The following is a 26,142-nucleotide window of genomic DNA, read 5'->3' as shown; positions in this document are numbered from 1 at the left end:
ATCTTTGACCCATGTCCACAAATCCCCTGCGCCACGCGCTGTCCCGCATGGGCGGCCGCGATCCGCACGAAAAGCACCGCACGGCCACTCCGCTGGAGCTGTTCTTCGACTTGACGTTTGTTATTGCCTTCGGAGTTGCCGGCAGCCAATTCGCCCATGCTGTGGCGGAGGCGCATTTCTGGCCAGGGCTCCTTGCGTTCGCGTTCGCCATGTTCGCAACTATCTGGGCCTGGATCAACTTCACGTGGTTCGCCAGCGCCTACGACACCGATGACTGGGTGTTCCGCGTCGTAACCATGGTCCAAATGGTGGGTGTGCTCATCCTGGCCATGGGCATAGAGCCGATGTTCCACTCGATCATCGAAGGCAAACACGTGGACAACGTGGCCATGGTGCTGGGCTACATCATCATGCGCGTGGCCCTGATCTTCCAATGGCTGCGCGCTGCCCGCCAGGACCCAGCACGCCGTGAAACGTGCTTGCGGTATGCAAAGTACGTTGCAGTGGTGCAAGTCGGCTGGGTGGGGGTCCTTTTGATCGATGCGAGCGTGGCCACCACCTTCCTCATGGCAGCCCCGTTGTTCATCCTGGAGATGGCGGCGCCGTACTTCGCGGAACGGAACATCCGCACCCCGTGGCACGCCCATCACATCGCAGAACGGTACGGACTCCTGGCCATCATTGCGTTGGGCGAATGTTTGATCGGCGCGATTGAAACGCTGCGCGCGATCGTTGCCCTCCACGGCTGGACGTTGGATGCTGCGCTGGTTGGTTTGAGCGGGACAGGGCTGGCCTTTGCCCTGTGGTGGATTTACTTCATCCTGCCCTCGGGCCCGGCCCTCCACGTGCAACGGCACCGCTCATGGATATTCGGATACGGGCACCTTCCCCTTTTCGCAGCCATTGCCGCCACTGGCGCCGGACTTCACGTTGCCGCGTACTTCATTGATCATGAGGCACACATTCCGGCGGCGGGCGCGGTCGCCTCGATCGCCATCCCGGTCATTCTGTTCAAGGTCTCGCTCAGCACCCTCTACAGCATCATGCTGGGCTGGGACCGCGAGCTTCTCTGGAGCTCAACGCTGGTGGTGATAGGCCTGGCTGGCAGTATCGCCATGGCCGCGGCGGGCGCATCCGTGCCTGTGTGCATGCTGGAAATGATGGTGGTGCTCGGCCTCTCGATCATTTTCGATGAGCGCCGGGGACACAAGGGCCGGGCAGCAGCGTTGCGTCGACTGGAGGCGGCCGCGGGCTAAGGTCCGCACACTTAGGCGGTACGTTCGTGCCGGTTTTTCGTTGGAACGCCTTGTTTCTGCCTGCTGACGGGTGCAAACTGAGGTAATCGGCACGTTCGTACCGATTGCACTGGGCGGGGAGGATCTCATGCCAGCGAACAACCTCATGACAACTTTGGGCTCTGAAGTACGCGCCCGCCGTGCCTCGTTGAGCCTGAGCCAACAGGACCTCGCCGATCTCGCGGGAGTCTCCGAACGGTTCGTCCGATTCGTGGAAACAGGCAAGAGCACAGTCCAGCTTGAGCCCCTTTTGGCGGTGCTCGACACCCTCGGCCTGGAACTTTCCCTCCGCCAGGCCGGCAGGTCTACCGCTTCTGAGACAGCTTCTGAGACAGCACAATGACCTTCCACCGTATCGCGGACGTCTACAAGCAGGGCATCCTCGCGGCGCGCCTCGAGCGGCATGAGGGCGGCACCAAGTTCAGCTACCTCCCGAAGTACCTCGACGCCGGCCTACCCGCCGTGGCAACGACTCTCCCCGTGAGGGCCGAGCCTGTTTTCACGCCCAGCGGTGCAGTCCCGCCCTACTTCACCGGCCTGCTGCCTGAGGGTCGGCGCCTCAACTCGCTGCGACGCAGCGTCAAGGCGAGCGCGGACGACGAACTCGCCCTTCTCATGGCTGCGGGCGGCGACGCAGTGGGCGATGTCCAGACGGTCCCCCACGGCGAGGCACTGGCGGAAGGGGGCGCCGCCGTCGTGCTTGATTCAAAACTGCCGCTGGACTTTGATGCGTTGCTGGGCGATTCCGGATTGATCGATCCCGTAGCGCTGGCGGGTGTGCAGGACAAGTTGTCTGCCGGGATGATTTCACTCCCCGTGGCGCAGGCAGGCAAGCGATACATCCTTAAGCTCAACGCCCCGGAGTTCCCCTCCGTGGTGGAAAACGAGTTCCTGATGTTCCGTTATGCGCGTCGGCTGCGGATTCCTGTGAGCAACGTGCAGTTGGTGCACGACGTCGGTGGCCGGGCGGGGCTTCTGGTGGAGCGATTCGATCGGGTCACCGCCCCCGACGGTTCGCCTCTTCGGCTGGCTGTGGAGGACGGCGCCCAGATCCTGGGGCTGTACCCGGCTGACAAGTACAGTGTTCCGTTCAGTGAAGTCTGTTCGGCGCTGGCCGGGCATTGCCCCGCACGCCTTCCAGCACTCCGAAATCTGGTCATCCAACTCGCGTTTGCCTGGCTGACAGGGAACGGGGACCTGCACGCCAAGAACGTTTCGATGGTGGAGGCGCCTGGGGTTCTTGGCGTCCGCGAATTCACCATCGCCCCGGTCTACGACATTCCGTCCACAGTGGTCTACGGCGACAAGACGCTGGCGTTGGCCGTCGGTGGGAAGAAGACCGGCATCTCACGCAAGCACTTCCTCGCCTGGGCCGCGAAGCTTGGACTGACTGAACGGGCGGCACAGCATTCAATGAACATTGCCCTGAAGGCAACCGGCTCCTTGATCAGCGACCTCGACGGCGGCGCCTCTCCCTTCGCGGCGAGGCAAACGAAGGAATGGACCAAGGAGCTGAAGCATCGTCGGCGCCTGCTGGAGGGCTGACGCGCCGTGGCTACTCAGGGCCGGCTTAGTCAGGAACGATGTCGTCGAGCTCCGGAAGTAGATACGGGTTTACCCTCTGCAGGATCAACTCCACTTCTTCCCGCGGCACGGCGTTGTAAAGCACTGGACGGGCGTCGGCGTAGCGGGTCATGGGCGGCTTGTCGGGCCATTTCTCCGCCAGCGCCTGTACGCGTTCGGGCAAGGAATTGTGGGCATTATCGGCGATTTTGACCAAGGTGGCGTCATGGTCTTCGGCCACAAACCGGATCCCTGCTTCATAGTCGTCGGGGTCATCGTGGAAGCGGCGCGTGACACGTTCGATGATGGCAAGGGCGCGCTCGGATACCCCCATATCCAACAAGGCTTGCCGTGTGATGGGAGTGTCCTCGGCGATGTCGTGAAGGTAGCCCGCAATCTGGATGTCCTCGTCAAAGTCGGCTAGCGCGTCCCCCACCGCCAGGACATGCTCCCGATAAGGACGCTTGAGCTTGTCCTTTTGGCGGTTGTGGGCCACCTCGGCGAGTATCTTCGCGGTCTCAACGGTGAAGCGTGGTTCGGTCATGCTGGCCTCCGGATTGATGTAGGCCCCGAACAGGGATCGGACCTTTCTTCAGGCTATCCGCAAAGTCGTGCGCGCCGCCTATGCGGGCACCGTAACCACTCCTGCACAGGCGCTATTCCTGCCCTGGTACTACTCAACTCCTGAACAGCGACTACTCCTGAACAGCACGGGCGGCGATGCCCACAGCGAGCGCCCTCGGCACTCGCTGCGCAAGACCTGCTGCGATCCGGTTGGCCCAGCCGGACACAACACTTGCCGGCGTTCCGGTGCGGTCCAGCGCCTTGAGCGCTGTTTGCACAACCTGCGCTGAGGTTTGCATCCGCCCGACTGCCGCGGATTCGCTGCCGAGGACATCGAAGAACTCGGTGCGGGTGGCGCCCGGGCAGAGGGCAAGCACACGCAGTCCCGAGCTCTTGGCTTCGTGGGCAACGGCTTCGGTAAAGCTGAGGACGAACGCCTTGGTTGCCCCATAGACGGCCATGCCGGGAATGGGCTGGAACGCTGCGGTGCTGGCGACGTTCACCAGGGCACCCTTGCCCGAGGAGAGCATGCCCGGCATGAAGGCCCGGGTGATGTCCACCAAGGCAGCCACATTGAGTGCGATCTCGGAAGCGATGACCTCCGGGTCTTCCTCCACCAAGGCGGCGCGGGTTCCGAAGCCTGCATTGTTGATGAGGGTGTCCACGGTGATTCCGCGCTTGGCCATTTCGTCCACGAGTTCCTTGCCAACACCAGGACGGCCCAAGTCCATGGGAAGCACGGTGACGGCTACGCCGTGCTCGGCGCGCAATTTCCCGGCCAGTTCTTCAAGGCGATCTGCGCGGCGGGCCACGAGGATCAAGTTGGAACCTCGGGCGGCGAAGCGGCTTGCGAATTCAGCGCCAAGCCCGGAGCTTGCGCCTGTGATCAATGCAGTAGTACCCGAATAGGTCATGGTCATGGCAATTCCAATCTGTAAACGCCGACGCCGGATGAATCCCGTCGACTCGATGTAGTCAATGCCAACATCGTAGGCACTGTCTACATTGTTGTCAATGACTACTTTCAGTTAGACTTGAGGTATGACGGACCAGCCCTATCACCATGGCAAGCTGCGAGAGGCTCTACTGGAGCGCGCTATGGAAACCATTGAGCAAGCCGGCGTCGACGGACTCTCCCTGAGGCAATTGGCCCGGGACCTTAATGTCAGCCACGGTGCGCCGGCCAAACATTTCCGCGACAAGCAAGCCCTCATCGACGCCTTGGCGTTGGCTGGCTTTGAGCTGATGAACCAGCGCATACTCGCGGCTGCCCATGCCGGAGATGACCTTCGTCAGCGCTTTGCCAGCGTGGCCAACGCCTATGTGGACTTCGCGGTCTCCCACCCGGCGCTTTTGACCGTCATGTACTCCACCAAGCATCACCCCGGGTCCAGCACGGAGTTGCGGAACATCGGCGAGCAAGGGATCCACGTGGCCCGCGCCCTCATTGCAGAGGCACAGGATGACGGAGCCTTGGCCCCGGGCGACACAGAAACCCTGGCCATGGTGTGCTTCGTGAGCTTGCATGGCGCCGCGCTCCTGGCGGCAGGCAAGCAGTTGGACGGCAACAGTGTTGAGGACGTCGTTGCTGCCACCACTGACACCCTGTGGGCGGGCATGGCAGCGGGAGTTCCAGCCGCGCAGCTCTCACAGACAGCGGACTCCTAACCAGAAGCCAAGGCACTCGCGGGACTACGCCGAGAGCCCTGCAACCGCCTCTCGCACGGCTGAACTGAGCAGGAGATTGTGGCAACCAATTCCTCCGGGCTCGGCCTGTTGCGGAACGTATCCAAAGCCAAGTTCATACACCGGGTCCGCGAACCCCAAAGACGCGCTGGCGCCGTCGTGCCCGAACGCGCGGTAGCTGCCGAACGGCATCCGGCTGTGCGACTTCATGAAAACCGTGCCAAAGCAGCCGGTCTCGCCGAAGACGCGATCGATCCCAAACACCTGCTCAGCGGAAACCCTGCGGATGGTCTCCTCCGTCAGGAGGGGTGCGACGGCGGCCTGGCCGCCGGTCGCCAACCCTGTCGCCGCTGCAGCGTAGATCCTGGCCATGCCCTCAGCGCTGGAAACGCCCGCTACCGAGCTCATACCGGCGGCGCGGACCTCGCGGATGTTCGGAAGATCGAGGATGTCGCCCTCTGCAGCGTTGGCCGACAAGCCGAAATGGCTGGCGGGGTCCACCCAGGGCCACGTGGGATCTGCCGCCCAGCGGAAAGGCGCGAAGCGTTCTTCCTCAGCATCCGGTAGGCCAAGGTAGAAGTGGGCACCCGTCACGGATCGGATGCGATGTTCGAAGACCTCCTGGACCGTGGAACCCGTGACTCGCCGGCACAGCTCCTCCATGAAAATGCCGATCGTCAGGGCGTGATAACCGAACGCCGCACCCGGCTTCCACAGCGGGGGAAGTTTGGCGAGCTTCGCGGCCGCGAGTTCGGAATTGTTGACTTCCTCAAGGCTCACGCCTCCCTCGACGCCCAACAGTCCGGCCTGGTGCGAAAGGAGTTGGGAAACAGTGATGGAGGCCTTTCCTTCGGCACCGAACTCCGGCCAATATTTGACCACTTCCGCGTCGAGATCCAGTTCGCCGTCTTGAACCAGCAGAGCTATGACAAGGCCGGCCATGCCCTTGGAGCACGAGAAAACACCCGTGACTGAATCAGGACGGATGTGAGGCCCGCCGCTGAGATCCAGCACTTTGACGCCCCGATGGTACGCCGCCACTTGGGCGGAATATTCAGGGTCTCGTTCGAGGAACCTACTGAACAGCTCGGCTACGGATTCGAAACCTGGGGCGATCACCTGTGAATGCATCCAGACAGCCTACTTGGCCCGCACTCACCCCCTCGGAGTTTTCCACACCCAAGGCTCCCTCGGCAGCCTTCTAGGGTCGAATTCCGACACTGCATCCTGCAAGGGTCCTGCCGGTAATCCCAACGATTCAAGGAGGAAGTCGCGTACACGCTCCGCTGAAACTCCGACGGCGGCGAGGTCGCCCAGCGTTACTGCACCGTCCCGCTTTGCCAGCCTCACGCCGTCGTGGTTTACCACCAGCGGAACGTGGGCATATTCCGGGACTGGCAAGCCCAACAGGGTGGCCAAGTACGCCTGCCGAGGAGTGGACGGAAGGAGGTCGTCGCCCCTGACCACTTGGTCGATTCCCTGGGCGGCATCGTCTACTACAACTGCCAGGTTGTAGGCCGTGACCCCATCGTTGCGGCGCAGCACAAAGTCGTCCACCACACCCACGTAGGGGCCGTGCAACTGGTCCTCAACAGCCCACTCAGCGGCGTCCGATCGGAGGCGGATTGATGCCGGACGCGACGCCCGGCGGATCTCGCGCTCGGCCTCGGACAGCCTCCGGCACGTACCTGGATAGGCGCCTTGTGGAGAGTGCGGGGCCGAGGGCGCTTCCTGGATTTCGCGGCGGGTACAGAAGCACTCGTAAGTGCGGCCCTCGGCAGCCAGGCGGCCGATCGCTTCCTCATACAGCGCTCCGCGTTCAGTCTGACGTACGACGGCGGCGTCCCAACTGACGCCGACGGCCTTCAGGTCGCGGAGCTGCTCCGCTTCTGCGCCGGACCGCGCCCGGTCCAGGTCCTCAACGCGCAGCAGGAAGTCGCGCCCAGTGTATTTGGCGAAGAGCCACGCGAGGATCGCCGTACGGAGATTGCCTACATGCAGTTCCCCGGAAGGGCTCGGGGCGAAGCGGCCTGCAGACGTCATGGTCCAAGCCTATGCGTCGGCACACAACACAAGAGCCCCTCAGCTACCGCAACGATCCGGTGGCTCAGGGGCTCTTGCTGTGCTGCCCGTCAGGACGGGCGGGTGCAGAATGACAATGCTGTGAACAAGAGTCAATCAGCGGCTGCTTCCTTGCGGGAAACCTGTACAGGGGTCCGGGTGGTGTTCCAGGTGCCTGCTGCCTGCGGGATCCGGCGGTAGCCTCGCCCTGCTTCGTTGTCACCATTTCAGCAGTACGCATACAGTTGGTGCAACAGACGTGGCATTGAGTGGTCGATCTGACTAATCAGAGTTGAAATTGCAGACAGGAAGTGGTCATTTTGCAGGAACTCGACACGACGGACCGCAGGATCATCGCCGCACTTGATGAGGATCCCCGCGTTCCCATCATGGTCCTTGCCCAGAAACTGCACCTGGCTCGCGGCACGGTCCAGTCGCGCCTGGAGCGGATGACGGCGTCGGGAGCATTGCGCCCCAACAGCAGCCGCGTGCTGCCCTCGGCACTTGGGCGAGGTGTGGCCGCTGCTGTGAGCGCCGAACTCGACCAAAGCCACCTCAATGAAGCCATCGCCGCGCTCCGGGAGATCCCTGAGGTGCTCGAATGCCACGCCCCTGCCGGCGATACCGACCTCATCATCAGGGTGGTAGCCAAGAGCCCGGATGACCTCTACCGGGTCTCCGAGGAAATCAGACTGTGCCCGGGAATCGTGCGTACGTCCACTAGCATGTTCCTACGCGAAGTGATTCCCTACCGGACTACCGGGCTGCTCAAGGAATAGTCCCTGGAAGGAATAGTCCTCAGACCGGCGGCCCTATGTTGGTCTTCAGGTTCTTCATCACCAACGTGGAAGTGAGACGTTCGACCGCCGGCAGGGCTGCCAGTTCGTCGTCATAGAAGCGCTGATAGGCAGGTAGGTCAGCCGCGATGACCTTCAACAAATAGTCGGGAGAGCCGAACAGCCGCTGCGCCTCAACGATGTTCGGGCTTGCGGTCACACGTTCCTCGAACTCCGCCATGATGGTGCGCTCCACCTGTCGAAGGGTGACGAATACGATTGCCTCGAATCCGAGTCCTACGGCAGCTGGATCGACGTCCGCGCGATAGCCCCGGATTACCCCTGAAGACTCCAGATCCCGGAGTCTTCGATGGCACGGCGCCACCGTCAATCCCACCTTCGATGCCAAGGCAGTAGCGGTCATTCGACCATCTTCCTGGAGGTGGCGCAAAATACTTCTATCAATGTGGTCAATCACGCAATGATCTTACCCAAATAGCCGGTTTCAGGGATAAATCAGGGAACACTTATCGGGCGATTTTCCCTAGAGTTTTCCTACCCACTACATTCCTGGAGAGATCGTGAACCCACAGCTGTTCCTCGCCTTCATGCTCGTCGCAGTCTCGTTGGCCTGCACACCCGGCGTGGATTGGGCGTATTCGATTTCGGCCGGACTTCGTCAGCGCAGCTTCGTGCCTGCTGTCGCGGGATTGTGCAGCGGCTATGTGATTCACACCGTGCTGATGACGGCAGGACTGGCAGCCTTGTTGGCGGGAGTTCCGGGCCTGCTTGGCTGGCTCACGATTGCCGGCGCCGCCTACCTGTTGTGGCTCGGCTTCGTGACCATCCGCTCATGGCGAGGGGCAAGCTTTAGTGCGGAAGGCGCCGTCGTGCAGTCCGGAAACCAGCTCCGTACGTTCTTCCAAGGCATGGGCACCAGCGGGATCAACCCCAAAGGCCTGCTGTTCTTTGTGGCTCTGGTACCTCAGTTCGTCAGCTCTGAGGCTGCGCTTCCTGTCGCTGTTCAATCCGGGTTGCTGGGGCTAACGTTCGTGATCCTCGCCGGCCTGGTGTACACCGGGGTGGCGTTGACTTCACGGAAGCTGCTCGCTTCACGTCCGGGCGCCGCGCGCGTGGTGACGCTGGCCAGCGGGATCATCATGGTTGGGCTGGGAGCAGTGCTGTTGACAGAGCAAATCCTTCCTGTCGTGGTGCGGGGCTAAGCGGCAAGAACCTCGTCAAGTCGCTCGTAGCCTTCGACTACGCCATGATTCATGCCTGTGGCAAGCGCCATGTCACGCGCTTCCACTGAAGGGTAGACCTCGCGGACGACGATTCTGGTGCGCCCGTCGATTTCCTCGAACCTGGTGGTGCTGATGCCCACCTGCCCCGGTGCGCCGTCGAATTCGAAGGTCATGATGATCAGCTCGTCGGTGTCTACTGTGTGGAAGACCCCGCGGAATCCGTACATTGCGTCCTCGTGGCCACTTTCGTAGTGCCAGCTGCCGCCCGTGGTCGCGTTGTATTCGGTGACGTTGAGCTTGGCGTCCCGCGGACCAAGCCATTTGGCCAGGAGATCGGGGTCCACGTGCGCCTTGAACACCGCGCTGACCGGTGCATCGAATTCGCGGACGGTATCTACGAACGGAACGCCGTCATCAGCAGTGATTGCCGTTGGATTGCTCATTTCAATTCCTCTTCTTCTTTTTGTTGTGACCTCTGGGGGACCCCGGGGCCGGATTCGATCAGGAGCTCGTCGAGTAGCCGGTAGCGACGCTCGGCGATCAGTCGATATTGGTCTATCCATGCCGTCAGCTCTTCGAGGGCGGCTGCGTCCAGGTGCACTGGCCTGCGTTGGGCGTCGCGGGAGCGGGTCACCAACCCTGCATGCTCCAGGACTTGGATGTGTTTTGAAACGGCCTGCTTGGTGATCGCGAAGGGCTCTGCCAGTTCGTTGACCGTTGCCTCTCCCCGTGCCAGCCGGGCAACGATTCCCCGTCTGACGGGATCGGCAAGGGCCATGAACGCCTTGTCCAGAGCGTCTGGATCCATAACCCTGCGCAACCTTTCTTTGTCAACCAAATCCTTTATCAATCACTTGGTTGATTACAAGATTACGCTTGCATCAGCGTCTGCACAATGACTTATTCCCCGCTGAGCTGCCTGAAGTCGTTCTCCCACAAACGACGCATCTCTGCGTCCTTCCGGATCACTTCCAGGGTCTCCAGCTCTGCCGGCGGGGCGGGTCGCTTGGAACGGGGAGTTAGCGTCCGCCGTCCCTGGTCCAGGGCTAGAAGGGCACGATCCGTGAGGGCATCATTGCGCAATGCCAGGCTGGTCTTCCTCCTGCGAAGGACCTCTTTCAGCGCTGCCTGGGCCGATTCAAAATCGCCACGCGCCCGTTGCGATCGAGCCCGGATCAGAAGCAAGGCTGCCGAGAGGTCATCCGTATTCAACAAACCCTCTGTGCACATCACCACGTCGCGGTGCCGGCCCAGCGCAAACGCCGCGGTGCAGCGGGCCAGGGCTGAAGGCAACGACGGCGGCAAACCCACCACTGCTTCCAACGCGGCCTCGATCATTCCCATCTCCCGAAGGCAATGTGCCAAGGCCAGGAACACGGACTCCTCGCTGAACAAAACCGGGACTTCAATACGTTCGGCCACCTCAACCCTGGTGACCACCTGCCCAAGGTAGATAGCCGAGAACTGGCTCGCGTCGTCGTCGATCCTTGTTGTTAAGCCGCGCCGCAGCAACTCCGACGCCCGCAGATAGCCGCCCTGTTTGTACGCCAGCAATCCCGCCATCACGTAACACAAGCCAGCCCACCCTGGGTAGAGGCGACCCAGGGAGATAAGCCGATCAGGCTCGGTCGAGGTGAAAACGGCCTCATGCATTGCCTTAGCTTGCTTGGTGGACAGGCGCTTCAACCGGGGGACATCGCCCAGCACAGAAAGTCGGGCAGGATCGCGGCCACTCAGGACGCCCGACAGCACTTCACCCACGCCATCGGCCAATCCGCGGACCGTTGTGCGCACGTATCCTTCGCGGAAGGGAGTGAGATCCCGGGTGTCATGGAAGACCGATTGGAAGTCGCCGTTGGGAGCCTGGCTCATGAACCCATGCTAACTGGCACCTGAGCGGCCTTTCCCCTGCATTTGGAGGCATTTCAGGAGTATTATGGCGGCGTCGGCAAGGTTTTCCGACACCCCTTGCCGCGGGACGGTTCTCCATGAGAAGAGCCGTGTAACAGCGTGAAAGGGAGGACTTCATGACCACCGCTTCGCACCCCACCGAACACCATCATGCGATGGGGTTGTCGCTTCACAACACCGCCATGGGCGTTGGCATTGTTTTTCTGCTGGTAGGCGTCCTGGGCTTTATCCCGGGTATCACCACCAATTACGGCGCCATGACCTTCGCGGGACATGAATCCGGCGCCATGCTGCTTGGAGTGTTCCAAGTATCCATTCTCCACAACATCGTCCACCTGCTGTTTGGCGTGGCCGGTTTGGCCATGGCCAGGACAGGACGCATGGCTCGCCTCTTCCTCATTGGTGGCGGCGCCGTATATCTCGTTCTTTGGATCTACGGCCTAATCATCAACCAGGAAACGGGCGCCAACTTTGTTCCGTTCAACACCGCTGACAACTGGCTGCACTTTGTTCTTGGCGTGGCCATGATCGGTCTGGGTGCTTGGCTGGGCAGGGATGCCATGGACGAGACAACGACGGCACGGCGGAGGATGTAACGTCGCGGACGTCGGCTCAACGAACGACGGCGGTCGGCCCCTTAGTGGGGACGGTCGCCGTTATTTTTGTCTCGCCATTCCGCGCCGAGTTGGCATTTGACCCCAATGTTTGGGCCTGCGATTGGTCTTAAGTGCCATCTCGGTGATCCTGCAGCTCAGCGTGGGGCGCGGCCACCAAGGCGTGTGGTGACCTTGGCCGCGGCGTCGGCACAAGCTTCGCCGAGACTGGTCAGCGTGTCCTGCGAGACCCGGAACTTTGGTGCGGGGATGAGCACGGCCGCCACAATGTTTCCCCTGTGGTCGTAGACGGGCGAGGCCACGCCCACTTCTTCGATTGACGTCTCGCCAAAGTTCACTGCCCAGCGGCGTTTCGTGGAATCCTCCAGCCGCTGCAAGTACGCCTCCATGGCTTCCTCATCGAGGCCAGGAAGAGTGACCGCACCGCTCCGGAGTAGATTCCGGACGCGGTCCTTGTCCTCCGCGGCAAGGAAGACCTGAACGGATGAGCTGAGTGCCTCGTTGTAACGGACTCCCAAAGGGGCCAGGTGCTTGACCTGGTGCCGGCTGGGGATCTGCTCCACACTCATGGATTCGGTGCCGTTCCAGACCATGAGCGCGCTGGTCTCCCCCGTGCGCTCGGTCAGTTCCCGTAGTACCGGATACGCCACGCGCCGCTCTTCGAGTTCCGCCAGGAGTGGGCCCGCCATGGCGATCATTCCCAACCCCAAGCGGAACCTGCGCGAATCGACGTCGCGCTCCACCAAATGCTCTTGCTCCAAGGTCGCCAGGATGCGGGAAACTGTGCTCTTGTGCAGGCCAATGCGCCCTGCGATTTCAGTGACCCCCAATAGCGGCTCTTCTGCACTGAAACTCCGCAGGACCGCGATGGCGTTGACAATGACCGAGGTACCTTTGGCTTCGCCGTTGCCTGAAACGTCGTTGGATTCCGTGGGAGTCATGGGTTCACTATATTTGGCTGAGGCTTGCGGACAGTGACCGGGCTTGGCCGGTGGACGCCGTGCACTGCGCCCACCGGCCCGGTCACCTAGGCTCCGATGATGTTGTACTCAGGGCCGAACGGGAACTTGGTGATGTTCTCCGCACCGTCTTCGCCCACCACGAGGATGTCGTGCTCGCGGTAGCCGCCGGCACCTGGTTGGCCGTCCAGGACTGTGATCATCGGTTCCATGGAAACCACCATGCCCGGTTCCAGCACGGTGTCGATGTCTTCGCGCAGTTCAAGGCCTGCTTCGCGTCCGTAGTAGTGACTCAAGACGCCGAACGAGTGGCCATAGCCGAACGTGCGATTCGCCAGGAGCCCGTGACCGACGTAGATCTCGTTGAGCTCGGCGGCGATGTCCTTGCAGACTGCGCCGGGCTTGATGAGTTCCAGGCCGCGCTTGTGAACCTCCACGTTGATGTTCCACAGTTCCAAGGAGCGCGCGTCCGGTTCGCCGTAGAACAGGGTGCGTTCCAGAGCCGTGTAGTAACCGCTGGTCATCGGGAAGCAGTTCAGGGACAGGATGTCGTGTTCCTGGATCTTGCGGGTGGTTGCCCAGTTGTGCGCGCCGTCGGTGTTGATTCCGGACTGGAACCAGACCCACGTGTCGCGGATTTCAGAGTCCGGGAAGGTGCGGGCGATCTCGTGGACCATGGCCTCGGTGCCGATCAAGGCGACCTCGTACTCAGTGATTCCAGCGGTGATCGCGCTGCGGATGGCCTCTCCGCCAAGATCGCCGATGCGGGCGCCGTGCTTGATGACTGCAATTTCCTCGTCCGACTTGATCATGCGCTGACGCATCGCAGCCTGGGCAACATCCACCAGCGTGGCTCCCGAGAATGCGGCCTGGATCTTGTTGCGGTTGTCCAGCGGCAGGGAGTCATCTTCGACGCCGATGCGGCGCGGGTTGATGCCGCGGGTGCGCAGGACTTCCTGGATAGCGTGGATGTAGTTGTCCCGGCGCCAGTCCGTGTACACCAGGTTGTCGCCGTAGCTGCTGCGCCAAGGCATACCGGCGTCGATATTTGCCGTAATGGTGACAGTGTCATCCTTGGTGACCACCATGCCGTAGGAGCGGCCGAAATAGGTGAAGAGGAAATCGGAGTAGTACTTGATGGAGTGGTAGCTGGTGAGGATGACGGCGTCGAGGTCCTTATCGGCCATGATGCTGCGAAGGCCGGTCAGGCGACGCTCAAACTCTGCATCCGAGAAAGTCAGGGGGACTTTCTCGCCGTTGTTGAGGACCTTGAGTCGATCGAGCTTGGCCACATCGTTGATGGCCTCGTTCTCGGTGATGGTCATGGTGGTTCCTTTCAATGGGTTGGTTGGTTTCAGACCTGCTGCAGTGGCTTCTTGGAAGTCTCGGCGGCGAACAGGACTGCGATGAGGGAAACAAGGGCGGCAGCCACGAGGTACCAGCCGGGGGCCAGCTGATTGTGGGTCATGCCGATAAGGAGCGTTGCCATGAACGGCGCGGTGCCGCCGAACAACGCGTTGGAGAGGTTGAAACTGACAGCGAAGCCGGTGTAGCGGACCTTCGTCGGGAAGAGTTCGGCCAGGAAGCTGGGTAGCGTGCCGTCGTTGAGGGTGAGCATTCCGCCCAGCAGGATCTGGACCAGCACGATCACCAGGAAGTTGCGGGTATCCAGGAGCATGAACGCAGGGACGGTCAGCACCACGAACAGGACAGACGCGGTGATGAGCATCCGTTTACGGCCGAACTTGTCCGACGCAATGCCGGTCAGGAAGATGAAGCCGATGTAACTGGCCAGGGCGATCGTGGTAGCCAGGAACGATTCCGCCGCTCCGAAGCCCAGTTCCACTGACAGGTATGTGGGCATGTAGCTGAGGATCACATAGAAGCCGACGGCGTTCAGCAGCACTGCGCCGGTGGCGATGATGAGTTGCTTACGGTACGTCTTGAACATCGCCAGGGCGGGAGCCTTGACTGCGGGCTCCTTCTCGGACAGCTCACGGAACGCAGGCGTGTCCTCGAGCTTGGTGCGGATGTACCTGCCGATCAAGCCCATGGGCGCAGCCAACAGGAACGGCAGACGCCAACCCCATTCGTTCAGCTGTTCCGGCGTCAGGACTGAACTCAGCAGGGCGGCCAGCAAGGAGCCCAGCAGGAGACCCGCTGCCGTACTGGCAGGCACGACGGCGGCGTAGAGTCCGCGGCGATTCGACGGCGCATACTCCACCAGGAAGGCGGACGCGCCGGCGTACTCCCCTGCAGCGGAGAAGCCCTGGACCACCCTTACGAGCAGCAGCAGGATGGGGGCCATCACGCCGATAGTGGCGTATCCGGGGATCAAGGCGATGCAGAACGTGGCCACTGACATCAGGACGATGGAGAGCGACAACGCTTGCTTTCGGCCCAGTCTGTCTCCGATGTGGCCCCAGATGAATCCGCCAAGCGGTCTTACGAAGAAGCTGACTGCAAAGACACCGAACGTCGCGAGCAGGGCCGTTTGACGATCGGATTCCGGGAAGAAAACGGTCGAGATAATGCCGGCCAGGTAACCATAGACGGCGTAGTCGAACCACTCCACGAAGTTGCCGATGAAGCTTGCAATGACAACGCGTCGGCGCGTGTCCTTGCTGACTGTGTGATTGGGGCCGGGCTTGGGAGAAGTGCTGTGTCCGTCATTGGACCGATCTCCCGGCGCGGCTGCCACAGAGGAAAGTTCATTACTCATGTGTCCACCAAGAATATTTGGGGTTGCATTAGAAGCAACGCTGTTGCACCAGACTACGTGTGGGCCGCGTCACGGTCAAGAGCGTTTCCAAAAGTCATTCAAGGCTCTCCGGGCCGCTCCAGACGTATCCAGCGACGGAGAGCCAGATCTCATCGATGTTGCAGTCAGGAAGACCGAGTTGCATCAACCGCCCCAAACCCCCGGATGTTCTCTCACATTGTGCGGCCTATTTCGGAACGTTCTCTCACTTCCACGAAGAAAGCCCGACGCCGGGCACCCCAGGTGAGCACCGACGTCGGGCTTTAGCGCGAAGCAGCTATTCAACCGCCGCCGCAGGACATGAGAGAACGTCCTCCAAAAAACGGCAGGACGTGAGAGACCGTCGGGGGGTACCGGGCAGGGCGCGGGGGTATCGGGCAGGGCGCGTCTAATCGACGGCGACCCAGATGTTCTCTCACATCGTGCTGCCTATTTCGGAACGTTCTCTCACTTCCACGAAGAAAGCCCGACGCCGGGCACCCGCGGTGGGTGCCGACGTCGGGCTTTAGCGCGTGACAGCTATTCAACCGCCGGCGCAGGACGTGAGAGAGCATCGGGGGGCAGGGTTAATCCGGCAACGCGCGTCTAAGCGACGAAGGAGCGGAGACCTGGAGGACCCCACTGATCACCTCTCACACACAACCCTTCCGCAGATGTTCTCTCACATCCTGCAGCCTATTTCGGAACGTTCTCTCACTTCCACGAAGAAAGCCCGACGTCGGCCACCCCAGGCGAGTGCCGACGTCGGGCTTTAGCACGTGACAGCTATTCAACCGCCGCCGCAGGACGTGAGAGAAGGACCGCCAGAAGACGGCAGGACGTGAGAGAACGACCGCAAAAAGACCGCAGGATGTGAGAGAGCATCGGGAGGGGGCGGGGTTATCCGGCAGCGCGCGTCTAAGCGAGGTACGAGCGAGCGCGCAGAGGATGACCCCGCCGCCGGAGGCAGCAAGGCCGAGCAGATGAGACCCTAGAGGACCTTGCGGATCGTCTCTTCGAAGCTGACCACGTGGTGCAGGGCGAGCTCGGCGGCGCGATCTTCGTCGCCGTCGGCTATGGCGGTCAGCAGTTCCGCGTGCTCGGAGATGTGGCCTGAGACGGAGGGCATCCTTTCCAGCATGTAGCACCAGATGCGGGTGGCGAGGTTGTCATACCGGATCAGGACGTCTTCCAGGTGTGCGTTCGCCGAGGCCTTGTAGATCAGGCGGTGAACCTGGATGTCGTAGCGCATGAGTTCCTGGGAGGAGTTGTCCTGGCCTTCAAGGTCACGGATTGCACCAGCGACAGCGCGGAGCTCTGAACGCATGGCAGGGCTGGCCATGCGGGCAGCCTTCCTGGAGGCGAGTGGCTCCAGGAGCTCGCGGATCTCGGAGACCTCAGCGAGCTGGGTGATGTCCACTCCAGTGGCGAACGTCCCACGCCGCGGATAGGAGACCACCAGGTGGTCGCTTTCGAGACGCTTAATGGCCTCGCGGACGGGCGTGCGTCCGATGCCCAGTTCTGCAGCAATCTGGCCATCGTTGATGGGGTCGCCGGGTTTGATGTCCAGCATGATGAGCCTGTCGCGCAGAAGCAGATAGGCGTTCTCCGCCAGGGACGAACCCTGCGGAGTTGATTCCAGTGCTTCCAATGCGGCGCTCATTGCTCTCTCCCGTTGCTCGTACTTCAGTCTGCTGGATGAGTTACCGCAGTCCTGTTGACGACCATGTGATCTTCAACATACTATGGCAATAGTTCTAATATATCAGTTGCCTAACAGTCGGCCACTAGACAAGCTTTTGAAGGAGAACACCATGGTTGAACCGCTGATCCGCCCGCTCGCACAGGCGGACCCGGAGGTCGATCAGGCGATCGCCCTGGAACTCATCCGCCAGCAGTCCACGCTGGAAATGATCGCCTCTGAGAACTTCGCCCCCACGGCCGTCATGGAAGCACAGGGCTCGGTCCTTACCAACAAGTACGCCGAGGGTTACCCGGGCAAGCGCTACTACGGCGGCTGCGAACACGTTGATGTGATCGAGCAGCTGGCCATCGACCGCCTGAAGTCCCTGTTTGGCGCAGAGTTCGCCAACGTCCAGCCCCACTCCGGCGCCCAGGCAAACGCCTCGGCCATGCACGCACTGATCACCCCTGGCGACACCATCATGGGCCTGAACTTGGCCCACGGCGGCCACCTGACCCACGGTATGCGCATCAACTTCTCCGGCAAGCTCTACAACGTGGTCCCGTACGGCGTCCGCGAGGACACCCACACCGTAGACATGGCTGAAGTTGAGCGCCTCGCCCTCGAGAGCAAGCCGCAACTGATCGTCGCTGGCTGGTCCGCTTACTCCCGCCAGTTGGACTTCGCGGAGTTCCGCCGCATCGCGGACCTGGTGGGCGCCTACTTGATGGTGGACATGGCTCACTTCGCTGGCCTGGTCGCAGCTGGACTGCACCCGAGCCCGGTCCCGCACGCCCACATTGTCACCAGCACCACGCACAAGACCCTGGGCGGTCCCCGCGGTGGCGTCATCCTGACGAACGACGCCGACATCGCCAAGAAGGTTAACTCCGCCGTCTTCCCGGGACAGCAGGGTGGTCCGCTGGAGCACGTTATCGCAGCAAAGGCTGTGGCCTTCAAGATGGCTGCCGAGCCGGAGTTCCAGGAACGCCAGGTCCGCGTACTCGAGGGTTCCAAGATCCTGGCCGATCGCCTCCTCCAGGACGACGTAGCCGCAGCTGGCATTTCCGTGGTCAGCGGTGGGACCGACGTCCACCTGGTGCTCGCCGATCTCCGCCACTCCGTCCTTAACGGACAGCAGGCCGAGGACACGCTGCACCGCATCGGCATCACGGTCAACCGCAACGCCGTCCCCTTCGACCCCCGCCCGCCGATGGTTTCCTCGGGCCTGCGCATCGGTACCCCCGCCCTCGCCGCCCGCGGCTTCGGCGCTGAGGACTTCACCGAAGTCTCGGACATCATTGCGACGGCGTTGATCGCCGCAGCGAACAGCGGCACCGAGGCAAGCGGCACCGAGGCAAGCGGCACCGAAGGTGACGTCACCCTGGACGAAGCCACCGCCGTAGAACTCCGCCGCCGCGTAACCGCACTGGCGGACAAATTCCCGCTTTACCCACACCTCAGTAACGGCAACGACGCCGCAACTGAACTCGAAGAAATGATTGGAGCAGCCCAGTGAGCGCGGACCACCTCCCCGAACACCCCGACTTCCTCTGGCGCAACCCGGACCCAAAGAAGAGCTACGACGCCGTTATTGTTGGCGGCGGCGGGCACGGCCTGGCAACGGCCTACTTCCTGGCCAAGAACCACGGCATGACCAACATCGCCATCCTCGAAAAGGGCTGGCTGGCCGGTGGCAACATGGCCCGCAACACCACCATCATCCGGTCCAACTACCTCTGGGACGAGAGTGCTGCGATTTACGAGCACGCGCTCAAACTGTGGGAAATCCTGCCGGAAGAGCTGGAGTACGACTTCCTGTTCAGCCAGCGGGGCGTGATGAACCTCGCCCACACCCTGGGCGACGTCCGCGAAAGCATGCGCCGCGTGGGTGCCAACCGCCTCAATGGCGTGGACGCCGAGTGGCTGGACCCTGACCAGGTCAAGGAACTTTGCCCCATCCTGAACACCAGCGACAACATCCGTTATCCGGTCATGGGCGCTACCTACCAGCCACGTGCCGGCATCGCCAAGCACGACCACGTGGCCTGGGCCTTCGCCCGCAAGTGCGATGAACTCGGCGTGGATATCATCCAGAACTGCGAAGTCACTGGCTTCATCAAGGACGGAAACCGGGTTACCGGCGTCAAGACAAGCCGTGGCACCATCAACACCGAAAAGGTAGGCCTTTGCGCCGCCGGTCACAGCTCGGTCCTCGCAGAGATGGCCGGCTTCCGCCTCCCCATCCAGTCCCACCCGCTCCAGGCGCTCGTGTCTGAACTGCACGAGCCGGTCCACCCCACGGTGGTCATGTCCAACCACGTCCACGTTTATGTGTCCCAGGCACACAAGGGTGAACTGGTGATGGGCGCTGGCGTGGACTCCTATAACGGCTACGGCCAGCGCGGATCGTTCCACGTGATCGAGGAGCAGATGGCGGCCGCCGTGGAGCTCTTCCCGATCTTCGCCCGTGCACACGTGCTCCGGACCTGGGGCGGCATCGTGGACACCACTCTCGACGCCTCGCCGATTGTTGGCCTCACCCCCGTAGAGAACATGTTCGTCAACTGCGGTTGGGGAACGGGTGGCTTCAAGGGCACTCCTGCGGCTGGCCTGACCTTCGCGCACACCATCGCAACCGGTGCCCCGCACAAGCTCAACAAGCCCTTCGCCCTGGAACGCTTCGAGACCGGCGCCCTGATCGACGAACACGGCGCCGCAGCCGTGGCCCACTAGGAAGGACGGGAAAGACATGCTACTCATTTCATGCCCCAACTGCGGGCCACGCGACGAAACAGAATTCCACTACGGCGGCCAGGCACACGTTGCCTACCCGGAGAACCCGAACGACCTCACGGACCGCGAGTGGGCTGAATACTTGTTCTACCGCGAGAACACCAAGGGTTCTTTCGCTGAACGCTGGGTCCACAGCACGGGTTGCCGCCAGTGGTTCAACATGCTGCGGGACACCGTGACCTACGACATCCAGTCCATCTACGCGATGGGCCAGCCGCGCCCGGATACTCAACCAGGCCTCGCTCCCGGCGCCGCAACAACAGGCGCCACAGCCCCCACCTCCTCGGAAGGAGTCTAGAAGTGACCAGCAAGAACGCACGCCTCGCCACCGGCGGACGCATTGACCGCAGCATCGCTTGGCGCTTCACCGTGGACGGCCAGGAATTCACCGGCCACCCCGGCGACACCATCGCCTCGGCTCTGCTGGCTAACGGCCACATCAACGCAGGCAACTCCCTTTACGAGGACCGCCACCGCGGCATCATGGCAGCCGGTGTGGAAGAGTCCAACGCCTTGGTCAAGATTGCCGCCCGCTTCCCGGGCCATGTCGCCGAATCCATGCTCCCCGCCACTGCCGTTTCACTCGTGGACGGAATGAACGTCGAACTGCTCTCCGGTTTGGGCAAGCTTGACCCTGCCGAGGACAAGGCTGAGTACGACAAGAAGTACGTCCACACGGACGTCCTGGTGGTCGGTGGCGGTGTTGCCGGCCTGGCAGCTGCCCGCGAAGCAGTCCGCACCGGCGCCCGCGTCATCCTGATCGACGACCAGCCGGAACTGGGCGGTTCGCTCCTCTCCGGCTCCACGGCCGAAGGCCTGCAGGAAACCATCGAGGGCAAGCCTGCCCTGGAATGGGTTGCAGACGTTGAAGCCGAGTTGGTCTCCGCCGAAGAATGCACCGTGCTGAACCGCACCACCGCCTTCGGTTCCTACGATTCCAACTACTTCATCGCAGCCCAGAACCGCACGGATCACCTGACCGTTCCCGCCGCTCCTGGCGTTTCGCGCCAGCGTATCTGGCACATCCGCGCACAGCAGGTTGTCCTGGCACCGGGTGCCCACGAGCGTCCGTTGGTCTTTGAGAACAACGACCGCCCGGGCATCATGCTCGCCTCGGCTGTCCGCACGTACCTCAACCGCTACGCGGTCGCCGCCGGATCACGCGTCGTCATCAGCACCACCAACGACTCCGCTTACCTGCTCGCCGCGGACCTGAAGGCAGCAGGCGTGGCGATTGCCGCCGTCGTCGATGCCCGTCCGCAGATCAGCGCGAAGGCCGCTGCCGCCGTCGAGTCCGGTATCCGGGTCCTCATTGGCAGCGCGGTTGCCGACACGAGCGCCGATGACGAGGGCCGCCTTAGCGGCGTCACCGTCCGCAGTATTAACGACGACGGCGAACTCACCTCGGGCGTCGAGCACATCGCCGCCGATCTGCTTGCTGTTTCCGGTGGCTGGAGCCCTGTGGTGCACCTCCACAGCCAGCGCCAGGGCAAACTGCGTTGGGATGACGAGCTGGCTGCCTTCATTCCGGCGTCAACCGTAAGGGACCAGCAGGTTGTTGGCGCAGGCCGCGGCAGCTACGAACTCCAGGACTGCCTGGCAGAGGGCATCTCGGCCGGAGCGGCAGCATCCATCGCTGCTGGCTTTGAGTCCGCAACCACCCCGGTGGACCTGCAGGCACCCATCGCGAGCGCCCCGACCCGCCAGCTGTGGCTTGTCCCCGGTCAGACCGGTGAGCCGGGCGAGTGGCACCACCACTTCGTCGACTTCCAGCGCGACCAGTCCGTGGCTGACGTCCTCCGCTCCACCGGGGCCGGCATGCGCTCGGTGGAACACGTCAAGCGGTACACCTCCATCAGCACCGCCAACGATCAAGGCAAGACCTCCGGCGTCAACGCGATCGGCGTCATCGCCGCCGCGCTGAAGTTCGGCGGCGCGGAAAGCGTTCCGGGCGTCGGCGAGATCGGCACCACCGCCTACCGCGCACCGTTCACCCCGGTCGCATTCGCCGCTTTGGCTGGTCGCCAGCGCGGTGAGCTGTTCGATCCCGCCCGAGTGACCTCCATCCACCCGTGGCACGTTGCCCAGGGTGCTCTGTTCGAAGACGTTGGACAGTGGAAGCGCCCTTGGTACTACCCGCAGTCCGGCGAGGACATGGACACGGCAGTCCTGCGTGAGTGCGCAGCGGTCCGCGATTCCGTGGGCTTCATGGACGCAACCACGCTCGGCAAGATCGAGATCCGTGGCAAGGACGCCGGCGAATTCCTGAACCGCGTGTACACCAACGCGTTCAAGAAGCTCGCACTGGGATCCGCCCGCTACGGCGTCATGTGCACCCCGGACGGCATGATCTTCGACGACGGCGTGACCCTCCGCCTGGACGACGACCGCTTCTTCATGACCACCACCACCGGCGGCGCTGCCAAGGTGCTGGACTGGTTGGAAGAGTGGCACCAGACGGAGTGGCCGGAACTCGATGTAGTCTGCACTTCCGTGACGGAGCAGTGGAGCACCATCGCCGTCGTCGGTCCCAAGTCGCGTGCAGTGATCGCGAAGGTTGCTCCCCAGCTCGCCGAAAACGGTGGCCTGGACGCAGAAGCCTTCCCGTTCATGACGTTCCGCGAGACCACCCTGGCCTCCGGAGTGCAGGCACGCGTTTGCCGTATCTCCTTCTCCGGCGAACTGGCCTACGAAATCAACATCCCGTCGTGGTACGGGCTCAACACCTGGGAAGCCGTTGCTGCCGCAGGTGCCGAGTTCAACATCACCCCTTACGGCACCGAAACAATGCACGTCCTTCGCGCTGAGAAGGGTTACCCGATCGTCGGGCAGGACACCGATGGCACGGTCACCCCGCAGGACGCCGGCATGGACTGGATTGTTTCCAAGGCCAAGGACTTCATCGGCAAGCGCTCCTACCTCCGCAAGGACGCAAGCCGCGAGGACCGCAAGCACCTGGTGAGCGTCCTTCCCGTGGATCACTCGCTGAGGCTGCCGGAAGGCACGCAGCTTGTGGAGAAGGGCATCCCCGTCAACCCGGCGTACGGACCCGTCCCCATGGAAGGCTTCGTAACCTCGAGCTACCACAGTGCCGCATTGGGCCGTTCCTTCGGCCTGGCCCTGATCCAAAACGGCCGCAACCGCATCGGCGAGACCCTCGTGGCCTCGGTGGGAGACCAATTGGTGGACGTGGTTGTCGGCGAAACCGTACTTTTCGATGCTGAAGGGACCCGCAAAGATGGCTGAAACAGCAACACCAGCAGAAACCGCACACGTCGACCGCGTACGGGGTGCCCGCCGCAGCCCGGCCGAGCACCTGGCTGACGCCTTCACCTCCGGCTCAGTGCCGGGCACGGTGACGCTCAAGGAAATCCCGTACCAGGCCATGGTGGGTATCCGGGTTGAGCGAACGTCCGACGCCGGAACCCGCGTTGCGTCCATCACCGGCGGCTTGCCGGCCGCTTGCGGTGAAGTGACGGGCTCTGGAGCAGTCAACGCACTCTGGCTTGGCCCTACCGAGTTCCTGGTGGTCGCTCCGGAGGAGTCCCACGACTCGCTGGGCGGCTCCTTGGTCAGTGACCTGACCACGGCACTGGGCAGCGATGAAGGTCAGGTGGTGGACTTGTCCGCCAACCGCACCACGTTCGAGCTCTCCGGCAGCCACGCCCGCGCTGTGCTCGAAAAGACGTGCTCGTTGGACCTTCACCCCCGCGTCTTCAAGGCCGGCACAGCTGTCTCAACGGAGCTCGCACACATCCCCGTGATGCTGTGGAAGACCTCGGACGAGAACTACCGGATCTTTCCCCGGGCCTCGTTTGCCGATTTCCTGGGACGCTGGCTCCTCGACGCCATGCGGGAGTACGCCTCCCCCGAGGTCCCCTAATGGCACTGAGTGTGCTTGATCTGTTTTCTGTTGGCATCGGGCCGTCGTCTTCACACACGGTCGGCCCGATGCGGGCGGCAAAGCAGTTCACGGACGGTCTTGAATCGTCCGGCCAGCTTCCGGCCACGGTGCGCGTCCAGGCTGAGCTCTTCGGCTCGCTGGGCGCCACCGGGCGGGGCCACGGCTCCGACAAAGCCGTGGTGCTGGGGCTGCAGGGCCACTCACCCGAAACCGTCGACACCAAAACCGCTGACGACCAAGTGGCAGCAGCAGCCCTCGACGCCGAACTGCGCTTGGGCGGCGATCACCGGGTGGACTTCAATTGGGACGAGGACGTGGTCCTCCACCGCCGCAAGTCCCTTCCGGCACACCCCAACGGCATGACGTTCCGGGCCCTTGACCACACCGGCGCAGTACTGCGTGAGCGCAGCTACTACTCGATCGGTGGCGGCTTTGTGGTGGATGGGGACGCCACAGGCACGGACAAAGTAGTAGCCGATGACACCGTCCTCCCCTACCCGTTCACCACTGCCGACGAGTTGCTTGCCATTTGCTCACGCGAGGGCATGTCAATTTCCGATGTCATGTTGGCCAACGAACTCGTCTGGCGGTCCGAGGAGGAGCTCCGGGAGCGCCTTCTGGGCATCTGGGCTGTCATGCGTGAATGCGTGGACAACGGCTGTTCGGCCGAGGGAATCCTCCCCGGAGGTTTGAAAGTCAGGCGACGGGCGCCGTCGTTGTTTAAGAAGCTTTCCGAAACGGACGCGGACCTGAACGGGGCCAGCTCGGCGGACCCGCTCCTCGCCATGGAATGGGTGAACCTGTTCGCGTTGGCGGTCAACGAGGAGAACGCGGCTGGCGGCAGGATCGTCACTGCACCGACCAATGGTGCCGCGGGAATTGTCCCTGCAGTGCTGCACTATTACACAAAGTTTGTTCCAGGAGCCAACGACGACGGCGTCGTGCGGTTCCTGCTCGCGGCGGCCGCCGTCGGGATTCTCTTCAAGATCAACGCCTCCATTTCAGGTGCCGAAGTGGGCTGCCAGGGCGAGGTGGGTTCCGCTTGCTCCATGGCCGCTGCAGGCCTTTGCGAAGTCCTGGGCGGAACGCCGGAGCAGGTGGAGAACGCCGCCGAGGTGGGCATCGAGCACAACCTGGGCCTCACCTGCGATCCCGTGGGCGGACTGGTGCAGATCCCGTGCATCGAACGCAATGCCATCGCCAGCGTCAAGGCGATCAACGCTGCCCGCCTTGCCCTGCACGGAGATGGCAGCCACAAAGTGTCCCTGGACAAGGCCATCAAGACCATGCGCGAAACAGGCGCCGACATGAAATCCAAATACAAGGAGACCTCCCGCGGAGGACTCGCCGTCAACGTAGTGGAGTGCTAGCCATGACTGCCATCCAAACCGAATCTTCTACCGATTCCTCCACCGGGACCACCGTGGAGCACGTCCTTACCTTGGACTGCCCTGAAGGTCCCGGAATCGTGCACGCTGTGTCCGGCTTCCTGCTGGAGCATGGCTGCGACATCATCGACAACAAGCAGTACGGTGACCGCGCCGAGGGCCACTTCTTCATGCGGGTTCACTTCGCGTCCTCCGGTGACGAGACCACTGTGGATGCATTGCGTGCTGCGTTTTCCCCTGTGGGCGAGAAGTACGCGATGAACTGGCAGCTGGAACGCCAAGGGTCCAAGCGTCGCGTGTTGATCATGGTGTCGAAGTTTGGGCACTGCCTGAACGACCTGCTGTTCCGTGCGCGGATCGGTGAGCTTCCGATCGATGTGGTGGGCGTCGTGTCCAACCACACCGATCACCAGGGCTTGGCTGAGTGGCACGGGATTCCCTTCTTCCACGTCCCCGTTACGGCTGCCACCAAGCCTGCGGCGGAAGCACGTTTGCTGGACATCATCGACGAACTGGACGTGGAACTCATTGTGCTGGCCCGGTACATGCAGGTGCTCAGCGACGATCTCGCCCGCAAGCTCGACGGGCGCGCCATCAACATCCACCACTCATTCCTGCCGAGCTTCAAGGGTGCCAAGCCGTACCACCAGGCCTACGCCCGCGGAGTGAAGACCGTGGGTGCCACCGCCCACTACGTCAACGGCGAGCTGGACGAGGGCCCGATCATCTCCCAGCAGGTGGTTGAGGTGGATCACACGTTCGGACCGGACGATCTCGTAGCCGCCGGTCGGGACACGGAGTGCAAGGCCCTCAGCAACGCCGTTCGTTGGCACTGCGAGGGGCGGATCATCCTGAATGGGAACAGGACGATTGTGCTGAAGTAAGGCCTTGCGCGCCCCATTTCGATGGTTCCCTGCACAGACGCTGTTGCGAACGGCGGTGTGTGCAGGGAACCAT

The 26,142-nt window shown here is 62.5% G+C and carries 26 protein-coding genes; 14 read left to right on the top strand and 12 right to left on the bottom strand.

Translation table 11 applies throughout. The features are described from left to right. Positions 1 to 11: 11 nt before the first annotated feature. From AC1DD5_RS21675 to AC1DD5_RS21665, 3 genes are all read left to right on the top strand, one after another. A complete protein-coding gene (locus tag AC1DD5_RS21675) occupies positions 12 to 1,256 on the top strand; it encodes a low temperature requirement protein A (protein ID WP_477515515.1) in 1,245 nt (414 codons plus the stop codon). 127 nt (positions 1,257 to 1,383) lie between these two features. Next, positions 1,384 to 1,638 carry a helix-turn-helix transcriptional regulator gene (locus AC1DD5_RS21670; RefSeq protein WP_477515514.1) on the top strand — a complete coding sequence of 85 codons (255 nt, stop codon included), beginning with the start codon at positions 1,384 to 1,386 and terminating at the stop codon, positions 1,636 to 1,638. Beyond that, the gene (locus AC1DD5_RS21665) at positions 1,635 to 2,840 is read left to right on the top strand and encodes a type II toxin-antitoxin system HipA family toxin (RefSeq protein ID WP_477515513.1); all 1,206 of its coding nucleotides are present in this window, start codon (positions 1,635 to 1,637) and stop codon (positions 2,838 to 2,840) included. Before AC1DD5_RS21670 ends, AC1DD5_RS21665 begins: the two co-directional genes overlap by 4 nt. A 25-nt stretch (positions 2,841 to 2,865) precedes the next feature. Here AC1DD5_RS21665 and AC1DD5_RS21660 read toward each other — a convergent pair whose 3' ends face one another. Then, the gene (locus AC1DD5_RS21660; protein WP_442018603.1) at positions 2,866 to 3,402 is read right to left on the bottom strand and encodes an HD domain-containing protein; all 537 of its coding nucleotides are present in this window, start codon (positions 3,400 to 3,402) and stop codon (positions 2,866 to 2,868) included. 151 nt (positions 3,403 to 3,553) lie between these two features. Continuing rightward, a complete protein-coding gene (locus tag AC1DD5_RS21655) occupies positions 3,554 to 4,342 on the bottom strand; it encodes an SDR family NAD(P)-dependent oxidoreductase (RefSeq protein WP_477522747.1) in 789 nt (262 codons plus the stop codon). 121 nt (positions 4,343 to 4,463) lie between these two features. On the opposite strand from AC1DD5_RS21655, the gene AC1DD5_RS21650 reads away from it, so the two are divergent. Beyond that, entirely contained in the window at positions 4,464 to 5,090 is a 627-nt protein-coding gene (locus AC1DD5_RS21650; RefSeq protein WP_477522746.1) for a TetR/AcrR family transcriptional regulator, read from the top strand. Between the two features lie 24 nt (positions 5,091 to 5,114). Here the strand turns inward: AC1DD5_RS21650 and AC1DD5_RS21645 are convergent, their stop codons facing one another. Beyond that, entirely contained in the window at positions 5,115 to 6,239 is a 1,125-nt protein-coding gene (locus tag AC1DD5_RS21645; protein WP_442018600.1) for a serine hydrolase domain-containing protein, read from the bottom strand. Between the two features lie 24 nt (positions 6,240 to 6,263). Further along, positions 6,264 to 7,151: a tRNA glutamyl-Q(34) synthetase GluQRS gene (gene gluQRS, locus AC1DD5_RS21640; RefSeq protein WP_477522745.1), complete on the bottom strand. Its 888-nt coding sequence runs from the start codon at positions 7,149 to 7,151 to the stop codon at positions 6,264 to 6,266. Positions 7,152 to 7,489: 338 nt separating this feature from the next. Between gluQRS and AC1DD5_RS21635 the strand changes: the two genes are divergently transcribed. Then, the gene (locus AC1DD5_RS21635) at positions 7,490 to 7,948 is read left to right on the top strand and encodes an Lrp/AsnC family transcriptional regulator (protein WP_442018628.1); all 459 of its coding nucleotides are present in this window, start codon (positions 7,490 to 7,492) and stop codon (positions 7,946 to 7,948) included. A 19-nt stretch (positions 7,949 to 7,967) separates the two neighbouring features. On the opposite strand, the gene AC1DD5_RS21630 is transcribed toward AC1DD5_RS21635, so the two are convergent. Further along, the gene (locus AC1DD5_RS21630; protein ID WP_477518725.1) at positions 7,968 to 8,423 is read right to left on the bottom strand and encodes an Lrp/AsnC family transcriptional regulator; all 456 of its coding nucleotides are present in this window, start codon (positions 8,421 to 8,423) and stop codon (positions 7,968 to 7,970) included. Positions 8,424 to 8,526: 103 nt separating this feature from the next. Between AC1DD5_RS21630 and AC1DD5_RS21625 the strand changes: the two genes are divergently transcribed. Then, entirely contained in the window at positions 8,527 to 9,168 is a 642-nt protein-coding gene (locus AC1DD5_RS21625) for a LysE family translocator (protein WP_477518724.1), read from the top strand. Here AC1DD5_RS21625 and AC1DD5_RS21620 read toward each other — a convergent pair. The 3 genes from AC1DD5_RS21620 to AC1DD5_RS21610 form a co-directional block, all read right to left on the bottom strand. After that, the gene (locus AC1DD5_RS21620) at positions 9,165 to 9,632 is read right to left on the bottom strand and encodes an SRPBCC family protein (protein ID WP_477522744.1); all 468 of its coding nucleotides are present in this window, start codon (positions 9,630 to 9,632) and stop codon (positions 9,165 to 9,167) included. The two genes, AC1DD5_RS21625 and AC1DD5_RS21620, sit on opposite strands and share 4 nt — an antisense overlap. Continuing rightward, entirely contained in the window at positions 9,629 to 9,997 is a 369-nt protein-coding gene (locus tag AC1DD5_RS21615) for an ArsR/SmtB family transcription factor (RefSeq protein ID WP_477522743.1), read from the bottom strand. Before AC1DD5_RS21615 ends, AC1DD5_RS21620 begins: the two co-directional genes overlap by 4 nt. Positions 9,998 to 10,089: 92 nt before the next feature. Beyond that, entirely contained in the window at positions 10,090 to 11,061 is a 972-nt protein-coding gene (locus AC1DD5_RS21610; protein ID WP_477522742.1) for a tetratricopeptide repeat protein, read from the bottom strand. A 155-nt stretch (positions 11,062 to 11,216) separates the two neighbouring features. Here AC1DD5_RS21610 and AC1DD5_RS21605 point away from each other — a divergent pair, with 155 nt between their 5' ends. Continuing rightward, positions 11,217 to 11,696, top strand: coding sequence for a DUF4383 domain-containing protein (locus AC1DD5_RS21605; RefSeq protein WP_431117001.1), 480 nt, complete (start codon positions 11,217 to 11,219; stop codon positions 11,694 to 11,696). 155 nt (positions 11,697 to 11,851) lie between these two features. Here AC1DD5_RS21605 and AC1DD5_RS21600 read toward each other — a convergent pair whose 3' ends face one another. The 4 genes from AC1DD5_RS21600 to AC1DD5_RS21585 form a co-directional block, all read right to left on the bottom strand. Further along, positions 11,852 to 12,655 carry an IclR family transcriptional regulator gene (locus tag AC1DD5_RS21600; RefSeq protein ID WP_477518721.1) on the bottom strand — a complete coding sequence of 268 codons (804 nt, stop codon included), beginning with the start codon at positions 12,653 to 12,655 and terminating at the stop codon, positions 11,852 to 11,854. A gap of 86 nt (positions 12,656 to 12,741) precedes the next feature. Next, positions 12,742 to 13,998 carry an aminopeptidase P family protein gene (locus tag AC1DD5_RS21595; RefSeq protein WP_477518720.1) on the bottom strand — a complete coding sequence of 419 codons (1,257 nt, stop codon included), beginning with the start codon at positions 13,996 to 13,998 and terminating at the stop codon, positions 12,742 to 12,744. A gap of 29 nt (positions 13,999 to 14,027) precedes the next feature. Continuing rightward, the gene (locus AC1DD5_RS21590; protein ID WP_477518719.1) at positions 14,028 to 15,395 is read right to left on the bottom strand and encodes an MFS transporter; all 1,368 of its coding nucleotides are present in this window, start codon (positions 15,393 to 15,395) and stop codon (positions 14,028 to 14,030) included. Between the two features lie 1,009 nt (positions 15,396 to 16,404). Next, positions 16,405 to 17,076, bottom strand: a complete 672-nt coding sequence (locus tag AC1DD5_RS21585) for a GntR family transcriptional regulator (RefSeq protein WP_442004517.1) — start codon at positions 17,074 to 17,076, stop codon at positions 16,405 to 16,407. A gap of 151 nt (positions 17,077 to 17,227) precedes the next feature. Between AC1DD5_RS21585 and glyA the strand changes: the two genes are divergently transcribed. Genes glyA through purU form a run of 7 tightly spaced genes read left to right on the top strand, consistent with a single transcriptional unit; the run spans position 17,228 to position 26,069 of the window. Next, positions 17,228 to 18,616, top strand: coding sequence for a serine hydroxymethyltransferase (gene glyA, locus AC1DD5_RS21580; RefSeq protein ID WP_477518718.1), 1,389 nt, complete (start codon positions 17,228 to 17,230; stop codon positions 18,614 to 18,616). Next, entirely contained in the window at positions 18,613 to 19,833 is a 1,221-nt protein-coding gene (locus AC1DD5_RS21575) for a sarcosine oxidase subunit beta family protein (protein ID WP_477518717.1), read from the top strand. Before glyA ends, AC1DD5_RS21575 begins: the two co-directional genes overlap by 4 nt. Before the next feature lie 16 nt (positions 19,834 to 19,849). Next, positions 19,850 to 20,191, top strand: a complete 342-nt coding sequence (locus AC1DD5_RS21570) for a sarcosine oxidase subunit delta (protein ID WP_477518716.1) — start codon at positions 19,850 to 19,852, stop codon at positions 20,189 to 20,191. Positions 20,192 to 20,193: 2 nt separating this feature from the next. Then, a complete protein-coding gene (locus tag AC1DD5_RS21565; protein ID WP_477518715.1) occupies positions 20,194 to 23,139 on the top strand; it encodes a 2Fe-2S iron-sulfur cluster-binding protein in 2,946 nt (981 codons plus the stop codon). Beyond that, on the top strand, positions 23,132 to 23,776 hold the full coding sequence (locus AC1DD5_RS21560) for a sarcosine oxidase subunit gamma (protein WP_477518714.1): 645 nt from the start codon (positions 23,132 to 23,134) through the stop codon (positions 23,774 to 23,776). Before AC1DD5_RS21565 ends, AC1DD5_RS21560 begins: the two co-directional genes overlap by 8 nt. Further along, complete coding sequence (locus AC1DD5_RS21555) at positions 23,776 to 25,167, top strand: L-serine ammonia-lyase (RefSeq protein WP_477522741.1); 1,392 nt, start codon at positions 23,776 to 23,778, stop codon at positions 25,165 to 25,167. The genes AC1DD5_RS21560 and AC1DD5_RS21555 overlap by 1 nt, the downstream gene beginning before the upstream one ends. Before the next feature lie 2 nt (positions 25,168 to 25,169). Then, a complete protein-coding gene (gene purU, locus AC1DD5_RS21550; protein ID WP_442018584.1) occupies positions 25,170 to 26,069 on the top strand; it encodes a formyltetrahydrofolate deformylase in 900 nt (299 codons plus the stop codon). Positions 26,070 to 26,142 lie beyond the last annotated feature (73 nt).

The sequence above is a fragment of the Paenarthrobacter sp. 10L420 genome, assembly GCF_056395385.1.
Note: the sequence above shows the minus strand (reverse complement) of the source record. Positions and strands in the feature narration are given on the sequence as shown.

What these genes read in the sequence shown, in the direction of transcription:
- AC1DD5_RS21620 (WP_477522744.1), bottom strand. Translation starts at nt 9,632, where the DNA reads ATGAGCAATCCAACGGCAATCACTGCTGATGACGGCGTTCCGTTCGTA.
- AC1DD5_RS21610 (WP_477522742.1), bottom strand. Translation starts at nt 11,061, where the DNA reads ATGAGCCAGGCTCCCAACGGCGACTTCCAATCGGTCTTCCATGACACC.
- purU (WP_442018584.1), top strand. Translation starts at nt 25,170, where the DNA reads ATGACTGCCATCCAAACCGAATCTTCTACCGATTCCTCCACCGGGACC.
- AC1DD5_RS21570 (WP_477518716.1), top strand. Translation starts at nt 19,850, where the DNA reads ATGCTACTCATTTCATGCCCCAACTGCGGGCCACGCGACGAAACAGAA.
- AC1DD5_RS21605 (WP_431117001.1), top strand. Translation starts at nt 11,217, where the DNA reads ATGACCACCGCTTCGCACCCCACCGAACACCATCATGCGATGGGGTTG.
- AC1DD5_RS21585 (WP_442004517.1), bottom strand. Translation starts at nt 17,076, where the DNA reads ATGAGCGCCGCATTGGAAGCACTGGAATCAACTCCGCAGGGTTCGTCC.
- AC1DD5_RS21665 (WP_477515513.1), top strand. Translation starts at nt 1,635, where the DNA reads ATGACCTTCCACCGTATCGCGGACGTCTACAAGCAGGGCATCCTCGCG.
- AC1DD5_RS21600 (WP_477518721.1), bottom strand. Translation starts at nt 12,655, where the DNA reads ATGACTCCCACGGAATCCAACGACGTTTCAGGCAACGGCGAAGCCAAA.
- AC1DD5_RS21590 (WP_477518719.1), bottom strand. Translation starts at nt 15,395, where the DNA reads ATGAGTAATGAACTTTCCTCTGTGGCAGCCGCGCCGGGAGATCGGTCC.
- AC1DD5_RS21645 (WP_442018600.1), bottom strand. Translation starts at nt 6,239, where the DNA reads ATGCATTCACAGGTGATCGCCCCAGGTTTCGAATCCGTAGCCGAGCTG.
- AC1DD5_RS21655 (WP_477522747.1), bottom strand. Translation starts at nt 4,342, where the DNA reads ATGACCATGACCTATTCGGGTACTACTGCATTGATCACAGGCGCAAGC.
- gluQRS (WP_477522745.1), bottom strand. Translation starts at nt 7,151, where the DNA reads ATGACGTCTGCAGGCCGCTTCGCCCCGAGCCCTTCCGGGGAACTGCAT.
- AC1DD5_RS21650 (WP_477522746.1), top strand. Translation starts at nt 4,464, where the DNA reads ATGACGGACCAGCCCTATCACCATGGCAAGCTGCGAGAGGCTCTACTG.
- AC1DD5_RS21670 (WP_477515514.1), top strand. Translation starts at nt 1,384, where the DNA reads ATGCCAGCGAACAACCTCATGACAACTTTGGGCTCTGAAGTACGCGCC.
- AC1DD5_RS21555 (WP_477522741.1), top strand. Translation starts at nt 23,776, where the DNA reads ATGGCACTGAGTGTGCTTGATCTGTTTTCTGTTGGCATCGGGCCGTCG.
- glyA (WP_477518718.1), top strand. Translation starts at nt 17,228, where the DNA reads ATGGTTGAACCGCTGATCCGCCCGCTCGCACAGGCGGACCCGGAGGTC.
- AC1DD5_RS21660 (WP_442018603.1), bottom strand. Translation starts at nt 3,402, where the DNA reads ATGACCGAACCACGCTTCACCGTTGAGACCGCGAAGATACTCGCCGAG.
- AC1DD5_RS21675 (WP_477515515.1), top strand. Translation starts at nt 12, where the DNA reads ATGTCCACAAATCCCCTGCGCCACGCGCTGTCCCGCATGGGCGGCCGC.
- AC1DD5_RS21560 (WP_477518714.1), top strand. Translation starts at nt 23,132, where the DNA reads ATGGCTGAAACAGCAACACCAGCAGAAACCGCACACGTCGACCGCGTA.
- AC1DD5_RS21595 (WP_477518720.1), bottom strand. Translation starts at nt 13,998, where the DNA reads ATGACCATCACCGAGAACGAGGCCATCAACGATGTGGCCAAGCTCGAT.
- AC1DD5_RS21615 (WP_477522743.1), bottom strand. Translation starts at nt 9,997, where the DNA reads ATGGATCCAGACGCTCTGGACAAGGCGTTCATGGCCCTTGCCGATCCC.